Genomic DNA, 13,283 nt, shown 5'->3' on the forward strand with positions numbered 1-13,283 from the left:
AAGGCCTCCAGTCCTACGACACCGTCAGCGCCGCAGGGCCCGGCGTCCCTCGACCGTGACCGGGCCGTGTTCGAGAACTCGCCGACCTGCCTGGTCGGCCGTCCGGGGGAAGCGGCGGGCGGACAACCAGACGGTGAGGTCGCGGACGGAGTGAGCGGTCGGGAACGGGCCGGTCTCGGTTCGTACAGGTCGAGGAAGACGTCGATGCCGCCGGTGTCGATGACGTGCCGGCCCCTCCCTCACGCTTTCGTCCGGCCTTGCCAGGGCATCGAGCTGCCGCATCCACGGTACGGAGAGCTCTTCCGGCCCTGGGTGAAGCCGGCGTTCAAGCCCCTCACCAGCGGTCCGTCGATGCCTCCGGACCCGGTGGCACCACCTCTCGGATCATGAACGACAAGGGGGGGAAGTCCTGCCGGGCCCGAAGGCCGGAGGCCCCATTGCGGAGCCACGAAAGAGGTGACGGGGGACCAGGCATGGCGCGGGCGCCCGCGCATATGCCCCGTGGCTTGCGGAAGTAACTTCCGCTCATGGGCTTGTCGGCCCGAGGTGGGGGCAACTGGTGGCCAGGAGGTTGATGACGATGGTTCCCCTGCTTTTGGTTCTTCTGCTGGCTCTGATCCTGTTCGGTGCGGGTTTCGCGTTGAAGGCGCTGTGGTGGATCGCGGTGATCGTTCTCGTTGTCTGGCTGCTGGGATTCGTCATCCGGCCTGCTGGCAGTGGCGGCCGCAAGGGCCGCTGGTACCGCTGGTAGACAGCACGAGGAGCGCTACGCGCGCGAGGTGAGTGAGGCCCGACCGGATACGGTCGGGCCTCACTCATGGAAGAGGACTCCCCGCCCAGGCGATCGACATGGACCACGTATATCGGGCGTCCCGTGGGGCGCATGAGTGATGCACCGGCCCCGCAGGCTCAGCAGCGGAACCCCGTTGCTCCTGCCTGCGGGGCCGCTGCGCACGGCTTCTGCTCGATTCACCGGCCGGACAGACCCCAGCGGCGGCGGGCGCGGGGTCGAGGCTGCGCGAGGCGGTGCAGAGCGAAACGGGCGAGGGTGCGTAAGCCAGCAGCACGAGCCGCCCCCGGCCGATCTCCTTGGTCGGAATCGACGGATGGCCGCATCCCCTCACACGCAGGCTGGAAGCCTATGGGAACGTCCAGACGTTGATGCTGACCTTTTGCTGACCCCTGCCTGGCATATGGGCTGCTGACCTGCGGTGATGTGGTGTCCACGCGGGTTGCGGTGGAACTTCGTGGGCCGCACGGACGAGGAGATCCGGAAGGCGAGGGAGGACTGGATGACGAGCGACCGCTTCGGCGAGGTGAAGGGCTGCGGCGGCGCCCGCCTGGACGCGCCGGAGGTTCCGGCGACCCAGCTGAAGGCGCGGGGGAGGGTGCGCTGAGCTGGGGTTTTCTCTGCCGGGCCGATGGAGGGTCGGGGGATGCTCGGCCCCTGCCGGCGCCTCCCACCTCCGTGTCGACGCCCGCTCCCACCCCACCGGCGCCTGAGGCTTGATCTTGAAAGTCAGGGCCCTCGCAGTACGCCATGCAGACCACCGCTGTCCTGCGCCATAGCCCGCGCCGATATGGCGTGCGCGGGTGACGCCCGGCGCCCAGGGGTACCCCCGGGGGCAGTACCGTCGGGCTGCCCAAGACAGCACCGCAGGGCCCATTCCCGATGAGGGAACGGGCCCTGCGGTGTCTTCGGTCCAGGCGACTGGATGCACCCACAACCTCAGCCCGGCCCTCCTCGGCAGACCGGCGTCCGGGCAATTCTCCCCATGCAGCGTCGGATGCCCCTCTACCGCCCGAGGTGGAAGTACCTTCCACGACAACTCCCGGCGCGCGCCCTCCTGGCGCCACTGCTCCTCGGTCTGTTGCGTATTGAACCTGCGGATCGTGTGCTCCGTCCGGTCGAGCTACCGCCGCAGCCATTCGCGCAGCGTCTCCTGTTTCTCCGACCGGTTGGCTATCGGCATCCCCACGATGGCCGCCCCTCGCTCACGCGGCGGCCGGCCACAGGCGGTTCTGCCTGTGCTCTACCGCTGATCGGGAGCAGCCATAGGATGGTGCGGGTGGAGATGCGGACAGTGATCGAGGATCTGGCGGAGAAGGCCGAGCGGCTGATCCGTGATCAGGTGTGGGTCTTGACCTCTGCCGACCGTGCTGTGGCCGTAAAGGCAGCAGCCGACTTGCACGCCGCCGTGGGCGACCCCCAAGCCCAACAGGCCCTGACCGTTGTCGAACGGCTGGAACGGCTACGGGAAGCGATCGCCGCTGTGGCGATCGCCCTCGCCCATGTGCATGGGCGCCTGGCCTGGTTCCTCGGCGCCGCCGCCACCGCCCTCACTCCAGTCCTGCACTGGCGCGCCCTGCCCGCCGAAGACGGCCCCACCTTCGGTGCGGTCCCGCCGGCTCCTGAGGAGTACACGGACGCCGAAGACGCGATCCGCCGACTCCAGAGCGCCCTCGATCACATCACGGCCTGACGTCACCCTGCACTGCCCGGGGGCGTCATGGGCACCCGGACGAGACATGGGCGAGCGCCTGGAGAAGGGCACTGGGTGTCGGCCGCCCGACGAACCCGCCCCCGAAGCTCTGCGCGGTTGCTGTGACATCTCAGATGCCATCAGGAGCACAAGCTGTCCGACGACACCCCCATGGTGATGGCCGAGTGGCACCCCACCTTGTAGACCAGGGCCGGCTGCGGTGTGCTTCATTTCCGGGGGCTACGGAGGGCCTGGGCTGTTGTCTCCGGGCGGGGAGGGGCCGGCCTGGCAGTGGGGGCAGGGGATGAGGCCGCGGCCGTCGGGCGCAACGAGGGTGCCCCAGTCGCGGCAGTGCTCGCACCGCAGCATGCGGTGGGCCGGCGGCTGGGGGGAGCGCGGCGCGGGGATGGCTCTCATATCAGAGCAAACAGGACTCGCATGTGCCCTGTTTCCCGTGTGACGACCGCTTTGGATGCAGGTGCGGGAGTCAGTGCGTGAGCCGGCCGTGAGGAGGTGCCGCGAGGTCCCGGAGAAGTTGCCTGCGCTGGGGCCCGGGTGGGACGGAGCGTGGTATGCCGGGTGAGTCCACGGGCCGCGCCACGAACCCGGCTCTCAGGTCCGCGAAGGCTACGCGGCCTGTGCCTGGTGTCGGAGAGCCGGAAGGGGCCGTGTGCAGGATGACTGAGAGGGAAGAGCCCAGTACACGGCCCCCTCGGCTGATGAGGCGATGGGCAAAACTGTAGCGGCCCGGCTTCCTGCGGGACCGGGCCGGCACGCCAGGTACCGGAACCGCGGCCCTTGGCGCCCGCAGCTGTTCCTCCTGCCGCACCGCAGGGCCCGCGGCCCCGGTCTCTCCCCTTCAGAACCGGGCTCGCAGGTCCTGCGGTTTTCCGGGGTGGCTTTATCGATGTCACACGACAACAGTCGTCGACGAACCCGGGAGGCGCTCACCGGGCCCCGGGCTCGATGTCGAGAAGAACGGGAGGCACCCGCCGGCACTCGGTAACGGCGCGGCGCCATCCGCCACCTGCGCCCGTAGCCGGCGCTTTTGCTCCGGGCTCCGGACAAACGGCACACGGCGTCTTGCCGGTCGCTTCTAAGCTGCTGTCCGAAGCCGTCATCATTCGACGCGGGCAATGCCTCCCGAACTGCGCAAGAAACGCTGCTCCTCGTCATCGACAAAACCAGCCGCGCTGCGTCAACTGCATGTCCCGGCCTCGTCGCCGCGCACTACGGAGGGTATCCAATCGACTACCTTCGGGCCTGGCTCCGGGTGCCGACTGGTCCTCGCCCCCGACGCCCCCGCCTGGTCTTCTGCATCCCCAAGCAGGGGACCAGGCGCGTCGCAGACACCTACGGGCTTCTCGTTTCCGCCTACTGGGCAAGCTCGCTTCAAGGGTTGCCCGACACCGGCCCGCGGACCAAGCTGGAGTAAGACAGATCCGCCCGCACGAGAGGCGGTGCAAGCCATGACTCGCGGACACGAAGCTCCAGCAGCCGCTTACTCCTGCCACTGCCGAAGCGACGGCACCGTTCTGTGCCGCATCGCCGGCCAGATCGACATAGAAGCTCGCCCCACGCTCCTGGAGACCTTCCAACGCGCCCTGGAGCTCGCCAAGCCCCGCACGACGATCGTGGTCGATCTCGCCGGTGTGGTCTTCTGTGACTCCACAGGCCTGAATGCCCTCTTGCAGCTGCGCCGCGACGCCGAGAAGGCTGACGTGCTCCTGGTGCTGTCCGACTCAGGACGGCAGATCACCCGGCTCCTGGAGATCACCGGTGCCCAGTCGTTGTTCCGCGTGCACCCGACCCTGGACGAGGCACTCCGCGCCACCCGCCCAGCCGCGATATAGCCGACCGGAGCCACGCTCCCGCGGGGCGTCGCCCACCAAACGAAACCCCGCCGCAACGGCGGGGGTTTCGTCGTTTCAGCCCTGCCGCGGTTCACCCATGCGGGCGGGTTTTGCCCTTGCGTACACGTACGCGACTTGTGGGACAGGCTCCAACTCGCCCTGAAAAAAGGGATATTAAAATAAAAACTGATCTTTCGTCATCCTTCCGGCGTCGCCCGGTGGGCGGGCCGTGCCGCCGTGAGATCGGAGAGACGCGATGCGTGAGACCTATGACGAATCCGAGGCCGCGGGCCGGATGCGGATGCGGATGCGGGTGCCGGTCGCGGCATGGCGCTGGGCCACTGCCTCAGGCGTCGCCCCGGCCGGCGACGCAGATATGCGCCTGTGGTCCCGGACAGCAGTGGAGGCGGCCGACGCGGAAGCGGTCCGCGCCGCCCTGCGCGGCCCGGCTGGTGCGTCGTGGGCGGCGGACCGGCTGACCGAGGCACTGAGGAAGCCCCGCCGCTCTCCACTCGCCGCCCTCACCCCCGAGCCGCAGGGCGGCGGGGCCCGGCTGCTCCTGGCCGGGGTCGCGTGGATCGCCCGCGTCGGTAGGGCCGCGGTGGTCAACTCGCGTCGCCGCCGCCCCGACTTCCCCACCCCCACCGGCGGCACCGACGTGCATCCCGAGTTCGCCCTCCGCGACGTCGTCGTCTGGCTCCTCGCCCACGACAAGATCGCCATTCCCACCAGCGTCCCGGCCGCCACCCTCACCGTCGGCCCGTCCCTCGGCGCAGGCACCCCCGAGCGCCTGCGCATGGACGATCCCCTCCTGGAGCTGACCGACGACCCGCAGGATCAGGACCGGCTGTCCGGCTGGATGACCGACGCCGACGCTGACACCCTCGCCCAGCTCCCCGTCACCGGTGCTGCACTGGTCAAGCTCACCGCCCCCGGCACCGTCCCGCTCGCCGTGCCCGACGGCCTGGAGGTGATCGACCGGTTCAGGGCCGGCTCCGGGGGCCTGCGCGTCACCCTCGCCTGGCCGGCCCGCCTGCGCGGCACCGCCTCGCCCCGCACAGCCGGCACCGCCTCGCCCCGCACAGCCGGCGGCGTCATCCGTCACGGCCTGCCCTGCACCGCCCCCAGCCCCCTCTGCCGGTGCGCACGCCAGACCTGCGGCGCCGTCATCCCCACTCCGCACTGCACCGAACACGGCACCGCCGTCGAACCGGTGACGGAGTGGCACCCCGCCGACGGCATCCGCTGCGCGACACTCACCCGCTGAGACCCCACGCCGAGGGGCTCCCTCCATCCTGCGCGAGGGAGCCCCGGGGGTTACGCGTCACAGTGCAGCGTCAAGAGAGTCCTGCAAGCCGGCCCACGCGGCGGCGTGCGCGGGCCAAGTGCGTCTTCGGGCCGCAGCGCCGAGGGCTCAGGCGGCGAGCGCGCTGGGAAGGCTGCTGTGGCAGTCGATGAAGGCATCGATGCCGACGATGGTGATGACGCGCATCACCGCCTGGTTGGGCGCGGCCAGACGTAGCCACCCCTGTGCGTCGGTGAGGGTGTGGTGGGTGCGGATGAGGGCGTTGATGCCGCTGGAGTCCATGAACGTGACCTGCTTCAGGTCCAGCACAACACGGGGGCGAGTTCCGTCGCAGGCCGCGGCCAGTTCCTCGGTAAGAATGGATCGGGTGGCGTGGTCGACCTCGCCGACCAGGGTCACGATGCGGATGCCCTCGGCGTCGGTGGTGAGGGTGGCCTCAAGGTTTCCAGCCCCGCCCGTGTTCTGATGATTGACACGTTCCGGAACAGACATAAGACGATCCTGGCACACTCCGGAAGCGGTGTGGAGGCCTCCTCGTCTGCTCCGCGACGGCCGGTGGACAATGCCTGCATCGCCGCCGAACTCCAGGTGTGAGGCGCTGAACAAGGGGTACACGTGGTTTTTGGAACGGGGGAACGGGGGTGGGACAGCAGGCCATGAGCGAACCGGAAGCAGGCATGAACGCCGTCGCAGAGATACCCCGCGACCTTCTGTACACGGCGGCGGCTCTGGAGCCCGACGACACGAGCATCGCGCAGGCGCGCCACCTGGCCAAGGACTTCCTCACCCGCGCACGGCCCTGGCACGCCACGGCCGTGACCCGCGAGGCGATCGACGTGACACAGCTGGTCGTCAGCGAACTTGTCACCAACGCCCACAAGTACGCCCGTGGACCGGTTCTGCTGGAGCTGTCGATCGTGGGCTCACTGCTCGAAGTTGTCGTATGGGACTCGGCCCCGGATCTGCCGGTGGCCCGCTCGGCTGACATGGGGCGGGTCGGGCAGCACGGGCTGGAGATCGTGACGGCCGTCGCCCAGAGCTTCGAAGCCCGCCGTGAACCGGTCGGCAAACGGATCACCGTCCGCCTGGCCCTCGACGTGACCTGACCAGGCAGACCACCCACCACGACCTCAGGAAACTCCTACCCCGCCCGCTCAGCCAGCAGCCGCGAGCTGCACTGCTGCGACGACGAGAAAGCGTGCAGACGAGGCGGCGGCCCGGAGCATCCAGCCGACGTCGCGGCGGCGGCCCTCCAGGTCCGATGGTGGCTTCCCAGCCGGTGTTGTGAGTCATGCGCCTCGCCGTCCCCCTGGGGGCCTGACGAGCTGGTGCGTGATAGCGGGTGAGGCGTCCGTGCTGGTGGATGGCATGATCCGGCTGAGGCGATCATGGTCAACCGGGCGGTTCTCGCGCGTCAGTTGTTCACAGGCATCTCCCGGCAGCATCTGGCTTGCTTGGCCGAGGAGTTGGCCTGCCCGTGGCAGGCCGTGGTCGAGGGACGCCGTCACGAAGCACGCGGCGGGACCAGAAAACGCGAGGCAGGGGCAGGTGCCCGGCATCGGCTGGTGTTCGTCGGCCGGCTGGTCGCCACTCTGATCCACCTGCGGCACGATCTCCCGCACTTCGTTCTCGCCCTGCTGTTCGGTGTCGACCGCTCCACCATCACCCGCGCCACCGGAGAGATACGAGGGCTCCTGGCCGAACGCGGATGCGCGGTCCCCGACTGTCCTGGCCTGCGGCTTCGGACCCTGGCGGATGTCTTCGCCTATGCCCCGGCCGAGGGTATCGAGCTACGCCTGGACACCACCGAGGTCCAGGTCCGCGGGCCCTTGGCCGGCCGCGGCGGGCGCCGGGGGTTCGTCTCGGGGAAGAAGAAGCAGAACACGATGAAGGCCACCGTCATCGCCGACCGCCAGGGCCGCACGTTATGGACTGATGCCCTGAGACCAGGGCGGATGCATGACGCGACCGCCATACGCAACGAAGGAATGGGTGTCTGCTTCCAGCACTTCCCTGATGTGGAGTGGAGGTTTTCCTGGACGACGGATATCTGGGCCTCCGCCGCGACCACCCGGGGCAGGCGATCACACCGCCCAGAAAGCCAAACAAGATCGCCCTTCCGCACGTGCACGCAGCCAGAGAAGAAGCCCGGCACAGACACCCATCGAAGCGCATCACCGTCGAGCACGCACTTGCCGACCACAAACGCTGGAAGCAGCTGGCCCGCCGGATCCACCGACGCGAGACTCTGCCCGACACCTACCGGGCCATCGCCGACCTCGTCTCCGACCGCACCGCCAACGCCTGACCACGACCACGACCCCGACCAGACAAACACGCCTCCACCGCTGTCACACACCAGCTCGTAACGAGGAAGGGTTCCCGCCGCATCGTCGTCGACGGCGTCGAGTGCCGCCGGGGGTGAGCAGGAACCGCCGGTTCTGCGCATACCGCCTCGGCACCCTGGGCTACGTGGCGGAGGAAGCTGCCCGCCCCGGGACGACACTCGTCGTGGAGATCGGTCGACCAACCGTCATGGAACCGGCCCCGGTGCCGGCCGAGTTCGTCCTGCCGAGCGAGGTCGCCGCGGGAACCCGGGCCGCGAGGTCGAGCGGCTGGACGGCCCGCTCCGATGGCTGGCCGTTCGAGCTGTGCCTTTCCGCCGCCAGGTGACCGGGACGGAGCGCCGGAGGGTCCGAGAAATGGTTTGCCGACCCGGTGCCTGTGTGTCACCGTTCGGCCTGGACCGGCAGTTGATCATCAGCGGCCGGTCGATGTCGACATGTTGGCGGCCTCTTGGGGATCCACCGGAGAGGTGACGAAACGACGGGAACCGGTGTCGTGGGGAACAGTTACGAGGACGAGTGTCGCCGGTCGTTGGCCGAGGAGCAGGCGAAGAGCCTTGCCGAGACCAACGACTGGGAACATGTGGACAGGGAGCGGGTCCACCAGGACTGGGACTTGCTGTACCGGGAGATCACGGTTTTCCTGGACGACGGCTTCCTGCCCGGAGACCAGCAGATCCAGGAGCTCGTCCGCAGGCACTTCGACATCATCTGCCGGTTCTACACCCCCTCCAGGGAGGCTTACATCGGCATGTCGCTCTTCTACGCCGAGGACGAGGCCATGAGGGCGTTCCACGATTCCTACCACCCCGGGATGGTGGAGTTCATGGGCGCAGCGATCAAGGTGTTCGCCGAGCAGGGGAGCGGATTCGCCCCCAGCGCAGGGGCCGAGACTTCGGCGTAGTCAGGCGACACGGGCCAGTACAACGCACGGGCGGGTGCGCCCGGACCGGGGTCCGGGCGCACCCGCCCAGGGGTGGGGCCAGAGGCCCGGGCCAGTCGCAGTCGGTGGAGACCGCGAGGGTCAGCAGGGTCCAGCGGTCCGCCGCCTCGGGGGTGCGGATGGACGTTCATCACAAACATCGGACGAGGGTGTCGGTGTAAAGTCGATGCCGCCCTTGACCTGCAGAAAGCAGGCAGGGAGCCGTCTCAGAGGAGTCCAAAGTGCTGCGCACTCCGTTCAAGTCCAAGATCTGACTATTTGGCGTTTCCGCAGGTCAGGGGCCTCATGCGCCCCCCTCAGGTCAGCAAACGGTCAGCATGCGTCCCCGACGCGTCCCCGCTTGCTGACCTGCGACCGACAGCACGGCGCCTGAGCAGGTTCTTGGGCTGGAACGGATGGTGCGTCACATGGCCCGACAGCTCGCCCGCGGCATGGAGCCCTTCTTCAAGTACTGCGACTCCGCCAAGCCGACCCGCTGCCCTCACCCGTACTCGATCCGTTCCCGTGACGCGCTCGGCAGGCAGCACGAGGAGTCCGGTTACGGCACCCAGGACGAGGCGATCGAACGCCTCACGCAGCTGTACGCGGAGAAGAAGACCACGGCGCCTTCCGTGGCGGCGGCCCGCCGGGAACTGGGGCAGCTGACGGTCGAGGAGTACGCCAAGCAGTGGCGGCCCCGGCAGTGCAAGATGACGGACTACTCCACGGGGGAGCACGTCGACAGCTCGATCAACGTGCACATCGTCCCGCGCCTGGGATCGCGCAAGCTGAACTCGGTCACCCCGATGGTGGTCGAACGCTTCCTGGATCAGATGGAGGGCGACGGGGTCGGCCGCGGAAACCAGGTGAACATCTTCCGGGTCTTCAAGACCATCCTGCGAGACGCATACGCCAAGGGGGCCATGGCGGACGACCCGGTGAAGGGCGTCCAGGAACCGGAATACGTTCGGGCAATGGTTGCCATTCCGTCTCTCGCCTACGTGACGAAAGCGCTGGCCGTTGCGGATGAGGATCTGGCTCTGGAGATCGTGATGATGGCGGGGTGCGGCCTGCGCAATGGTGAGGCGCGGGCGGTGAACGTCAACAATGTCGTGGCCCAGGACGTCTACCGGGTGCGGGAGCAGATCCACTCCAACACGCTGAGCCCGGCGAAGCTGAAGCACCGCAAGGTAGGGGAGTTCCGGGAGGTGCCGCTGCCGCGATCGGTGCGGGAGGCGATCGAGCGCTACGCGGAGAAGCACGGCACCACGAAGGACGGCTACCTGCTGCGCGGTCCGGGCGGCTACTTCACCGAGGGCATGGAGCGGCGCCGGGTGAGGAAGCTCTTCACGACCCTCCCTCCGGAGGGCGGCGTGGGGATGTACGGCTTCCGGCACTACTTCGCCTCGAACGCTCTCGGCAACGGCATTCCCATCACCGATGTGGCGGAGTGGATGGGCCACAAGTCCATCGAGGAGACGTACCGGACCTACCGGCATCTGATGCCGGGCAGTGTCACCAAGGCCGCCCGGATCCTGGACACCGGCCTATGGGAAGCAGCCTGATTCCTCCGCCGCTGAGGAACAGCAGGTTCTTCGTCTGCTGGTGGTACGGGCGGGATGCCTTTCTGATCAGCAGGAACGATGGTCCGGAGCATCAACGGCGGGGCGCCGGAGCGCACATGGTCCGGATCTCGGTGAAGGGTGGTGACGGTGCAGCCGATGGCGAATAGTCGGAGTAGAGGATCTGGGCTGCGTCTGCAATGCCTGCTCGGACTACGTGAGCCGATCGAAGCCCGTCTGGCAACGGAAGGTGGCGTGCCGCGGGCTCTGTTCCTAGTGCTGCAACGGTGCTTGCCGTGACTGATGGCCAGGTCGGTCGGTGGTGCGGAACCGGGGACGGGGCCGGAAATGCTTGTCCGAGCGTTGCCCGCCAGACCGCGCAGGTGGGCCTCGCCCAGGCACGCCGCATTGTGAGGGTTCGCCAATCCCCGCGCCATACGAAACATGACGGAAACTTCCGTGTACGCATCGCGAAATGCGCCGCCACGAGGCTCTCCCCAACCCGTAGGAGGAGACCTTCGATGCCCCTCGCCGCCGCACTCCGGCTCGACACCGGCGACACCGCCTGGCTGCTCGCCGCCACCGCACTCGTTCTGCTGATGACCCCCGGCTTGGCCCTGTTCTACGGGGGCATGGTCCGCACGAAGAGCGTCCTCAACATGCTGATGATGAGCTTCGTGTCGATCGCCCTCGTCACGGTGGTCTGGCTGGTCGCGGGCTACTCGCTCGCGTTCGACGACGACGCCTTCGCCGGACTGGTCGGCGGCCTGGGCCACCTCGGCCTGGCGGGCATCGGTCCGGACACCCTCACCGGTACGGTTCCCACGTTCCTCTTCAGCACCTTCCAGCTGACGTTCGCGATCATCACGGCGGCGCTGATCAGCGGCGCGGTCGCGGACCGCACCAGGTTCGCGGGCTGGCTCGTCTTCGTGCCGGTGTGGACGCTTCTCGTATACGTCCCCGTGGCGCACTGGGTGTGGGGTCCCGGCGGCTGGATCACGCACTCGCTGGGCGCCCTCGACTTCGCGGGCGGACTCGTCGTCGAGATCGCGTCAGGCGCGTCCGGCCTCGCGATGTGTCTGGTGCTCGGCCCGCGTATCGGCTTCAAGAAGGACGCGATGCGGCCGCACAACCTGCCGATGGTGCTGCTCGGCGCGGGTCTGCTGTGGTTCGGCTGGCTCGGCTTCAACGGCGGCTCGGCGCTCGGCGCGAACGGCCTGGCCGCCGCGTCGCTCCTCAACACCCTCGTTGCCGGGTGCACCGGCCTGCTCGGCTGGCTCTTCGTCGAGCAGCGGCGCGACGGTCACCCGACCACCTTCGGCGCGGCGTCCGGCGCGGTCGCCGGCCTCGTGGCGATCACTCCGGCGTGCGGGGTCGTCGGGATGCCCGGCGCGGCCGTGGTCGGTCTCGCCGCGGGCGTCGTGTGCTCGTACGCGGTCGCCTGGAAGTTCCGCTTCGGCTACGACGACTCCCTCGACGTCGTGGGCGTGCACTTCGCCGGTGGTGTCGTCGGTACGCTGCTGATCGGCCTGTTCGCGACGTCGGTGATGACCGTTGACAAGGAAGGGCTGTTCTACGGTGGTGGGCTCGGCCAGCTCGGCCGGCAGGCCCTCGCCGTGGTGGCCGTGGCGGCGTACACCTTCCTCGTCACCTACGGGATCGGCAAGGTTCTCGACCGGGTGATGGGGCTGCGGGCCTCCGCCGAGGAGGAGCTGACGGGACTCGACCAGACGGTGCACGCGGAGACCGCCTACGATCACGGCGTGCTCGGCCACGGCGGCTCGCCGCTGCACGCCGCGTCCCCCGTCACCTCGCTCGTCAAGGACAGGAAGCCCTCCGCATGAAGCTGATCACCGCGATCGTCAAGCCGTTCCGCCTTGACGAGGTGAAGAACGCGCTCCAGGAGCTCGGCATCAACGGGCTCACGGTCACCGAGGCCAGCGGTTACGGGCGTCAGCGCGGGCACACCGAGGTGTACCGGGGTGCCGAGTACCGGGTGGACCTGGTCCCGAAGGCCCGTATCGAGGTCGTCGTCGAGGACGCCGACGCAGAGCCAGCCATCGACGCCATCGTCCGCGCCGCCCACACGGGCAAGATCGGCGACGGCAAGGTGTGGGCGGTACCCGTGGAAACGGTGGTGCGCGTACGCACGGGGCAGCGCGGCCCCGACGCGCTCTGACGTACGGGCCGCATAGGGCACGGTCCTAAGGGGCGGTGTGCGCACCGCAGTGGGCAATGCGGACCACACCTCATGGTGCGACGCTGGGATTCATGGAGGAGGTGCAATGGTCTCCGTTCGGATCCTCTATGCGTCCGAGCATCACTCCACGCAGGAGATCGCCGACCGGATCGGTGAGCGATTGCGCCTGCACGGACGTCATGTGGAGATCCAGGCGCTGCGCGCGTCCTCCGGGGGACAGCGGTCCTTGCCGGGCGACGCGCTGGTGCTGGGCAGCGCGGTCCACAACGGCGCCTGGCTGCCGACGGCGGAAGGCTTCGTCAAGGACAACGCCGACCGCTGGGACGATCAGCCCACGTGGATGTTCAGCGTCGGCATGGCCGCCGCCTTGCCCGGGCCGTTGCGCCGGCTTGCCGAACGCATGGTGCAGCCGCGTGTCGCCGCTCTCGTCGAGGTCGTCCGTCCTCGGGACCATCGGCGTTTCTCGGGTGTGATCCGGCGTGAACACCTCGACCGGAAGGGTGCCTTGTTGTTCCGGCTGCTCGGTTGCCGCTACGGGGACCACCGGGACTGGGCGGCGATCGACGCCTGGGCGGACGACATCGCCCGGCAGCTCGACGCGTGACGAAGGGA

The 13,283-nt window shown here is 68.7% G+C and carries 12 protein-coding genes and 1 pseudogene; 12 read left to right on the top strand and 1 reads right to left on the bottom strand.

What is annotated here, in order from left to right; all coding sequences use genetic code 11:
• Positions 1-580: 580 nt before the first annotated feature.
• From AC067A_RS18440 to AC067A_RS18455, 4 genes are all read left to right on the top strand, one after another.
• Positions 581-751 carry a hydrophobic protein gene (locus tag AC067A_RS18440; RefSeq protein WP_479243665.1) on the top strand — a complete coding sequence of 57 codons (171 nt, stop codon included), beginning with the start codon at positions 581-583 and terminating at the stop codon, positions 749-751.
• A 1,324-nt stretch (positions 752-2,075) separates the two neighbouring features.
• On the top strand, positions 2,076-2,483 hold the full coding sequence (locus tag AC067A_RS18445) for a hypothetical protein (protein ID WP_479243666.1): 408 nt from the start codon (positions 2,076-2,078) through the stop codon (positions 2,481-2,483).
• Between the two features lie 1,469 nt (positions 2,484-3,952).
• The gene (locus tag AC067A_RS18450; RefSeq protein WP_479243513.1) at positions 3,953-4,336 is read left to right on the top strand and encodes an STAS domain-containing protein; all 384 of its coding nucleotides are present in this window, start codon (positions 3,953-3,955) and stop codon (positions 4,334-4,336) included.
• A 256-nt stretch (positions 4,337-4,592) separates the two neighbouring features.
• Positions 4,593-5,603 carry a hypothetical protein gene (locus AC067A_RS18455; RefSeq protein WP_479243514.1) on the top strand — a complete coding sequence of 337 codons (1,011 nt, stop codon included), beginning with the start codon at positions 4,593-4,595 and terminating at the stop codon, positions 5,601-5,603.
• 147 nt (positions 5,604-5,750) lie between these two features.
• On the opposite strand, the gene AC067A_RS18460 is transcribed toward AC067A_RS18455, so the two are convergent.
• Entirely contained in the window at positions 5,751-6,134 is a 384-nt protein-coding gene (locus AC067A_RS18460) for an STAS domain-containing protein (protein WP_479243515.1), read from the bottom strand.
• A 185-nt stretch (positions 6,135-6,319) separates the two neighbouring features.
• On the opposite strand from AC067A_RS18460, the gene AC067A_RS18465 reads away from it, so the two are divergent.
• From AC067A_RS18465 to AC067A_RS18500, 8 genes and pseudogenes are all read left to right on the top strand, one after another.
• A complete protein-coding gene (locus AC067A_RS18465; RefSeq protein ID WP_479243667.1) occupies positions 6,320-6,748 on the top strand; it encodes an ATP-binding protein in 429 nt (142 codons plus the stop codon).
• 282 nt (positions 6,749-7,030) lie between these two features.
• Positions 7,031-7,950: pseudogene (locus tag AC067A_RS18470) on the top strand (transposase).
• Positions 7,951-8,114: 164 nt separating this feature from the next.
• Positions 8,115-8,315: a hypothetical protein gene (locus AC067A_RS18475; protein WP_479243516.1), complete on the top strand. Its 201-nt coding sequence runs from the start codon at positions 8,115-8,117 to the stop codon at positions 8,313-8,315.
• Between the two features lie 168 nt (positions 8,316-8,483).
• A complete protein-coding gene (locus AC067A_RS18480) occupies positions 8,484-8,891 on the top strand; it encodes a TipAS antibiotic-recognition domain-containing protein (protein WP_479243517.1) in 408 nt (135 codons plus the stop codon).
• Between the two features lie 470 nt (positions 8,892-9,361).
• A complete protein-coding gene (locus tag AC067A_RS18485; RefSeq protein WP_479243668.1) occupies positions 9,362-10,474 on the top strand; it encodes a tyrosine-type recombinase/integrase in 1,113 nt (370 codons plus the stop codon).
• A 518-nt stretch (positions 10,475-10,992) separates the two neighbouring features.
• Positions 10,993-12,315 (top strand): ammonium transporter, encoded by a 1,323-nt coding sequence (locus AC067A_RS18490; RefSeq protein WP_479243518.1) that lies wholly within the window; start codon positions 10,993-10,995, stop codon positions 12,313-12,315.
• Positions 12,312-12,650 (top strand): P-II family nitrogen regulator, encoded by a 339-nt coding sequence (locus tag AC067A_RS18495; protein WP_479243519.1) that lies wholly within the window; start codon positions 12,312-12,314, stop codon positions 12,648-12,650. The genes AC067A_RS18490 and AC067A_RS18495 overlap by 4 nt, the downstream gene beginning before the upstream one ends.
• 106 nt (positions 12,651-12,756) lie before the next feature.
• The gene (locus AC067A_RS18500) at positions 12,757-13,275 is read left to right on the top strand and encodes a flavodoxin domain-containing protein (RefSeq protein WP_479243520.1); all 519 of its coding nucleotides are present in this window, start codon (positions 12,757-12,759) and stop codon (positions 13,273-13,275) included.
• Positions 13,276-13,283: the final 8 nt, after the last annotated feature.

It is taken from the genome of Streptomyces sp. NPDC043176 (assembly GCF_056436715.1).

Excerpts from the sequence above, each read along its gene's own strand:
- AC067A_RS18440 (WP_479243665.1), top strand. The coding sequence starts at position 581 with ATGGTTCCCCTGCTTTTGGTTCTTCTGCTGGCTCTGATCCTGTTCGGT.
- AC067A_RS18445 (WP_479243666.1), top strand. The coding sequence starts at position 2,076 with ATGCGGACAGTGATCGAGGATCTGGCGGAGAAGGCCGAGCGGCTGATC.
- AC067A_RS18450 (WP_479243513.1), top strand. The coding sequence starts at position 3,953 with ATGACTCGCGGACACGAAGCTCCAGCAGCCGCTTACTCCTGCCACTGC.
- AC067A_RS18455 (WP_479243514.1), top strand. The coding sequence starts at position 4,593 with ATGCGTGAGACCTATGACGAATCCGAGGCCGCGGGCCGGATGCGGATG.
- AC067A_RS18460 (WP_479243515.1), bottom strand. The coding sequence starts at position 6,134 with ATGTCTGTTCCGGAACGTGTCAATCATCAGAACACGGGCGGGGCTGGA.
- AC067A_RS18465 (WP_479243667.1), top strand. The coding sequence starts at position 6,320 with ATGAACGCCGTCGCAGAGATACCCCGCGACCTTCTGTACACGGCGGCG.
- AC067A_RS18485 (WP_479243668.1), top strand. The coding sequence starts at position 9,362 with ATGGAGCCCTTCTTCAAGTACTGCGACTCCGCCAAGCCGACCCGCTGC.
- AC067A_RS18490 (WP_479243518.1), top strand. The coding sequence starts at position 10,993 with ATGCCCCTCGCCGCCGCACTCCGGCTCGACACCGGCGACACCGCCTGG.
- AC067A_RS18495 (WP_479243519.1), top strand. The coding sequence starts at position 12,312 with ATGAAGCTGATCACCGCGATCGTCAAGCCGTTCCGCCTTGACGAGGTG.
- AC067A_RS18500 (WP_479243520.1), top strand. The coding sequence starts at position 12,757 with ATGGTCTCCGTTCGGATCCTCTATGCGTCCGAGCATCACTCCACGCAG.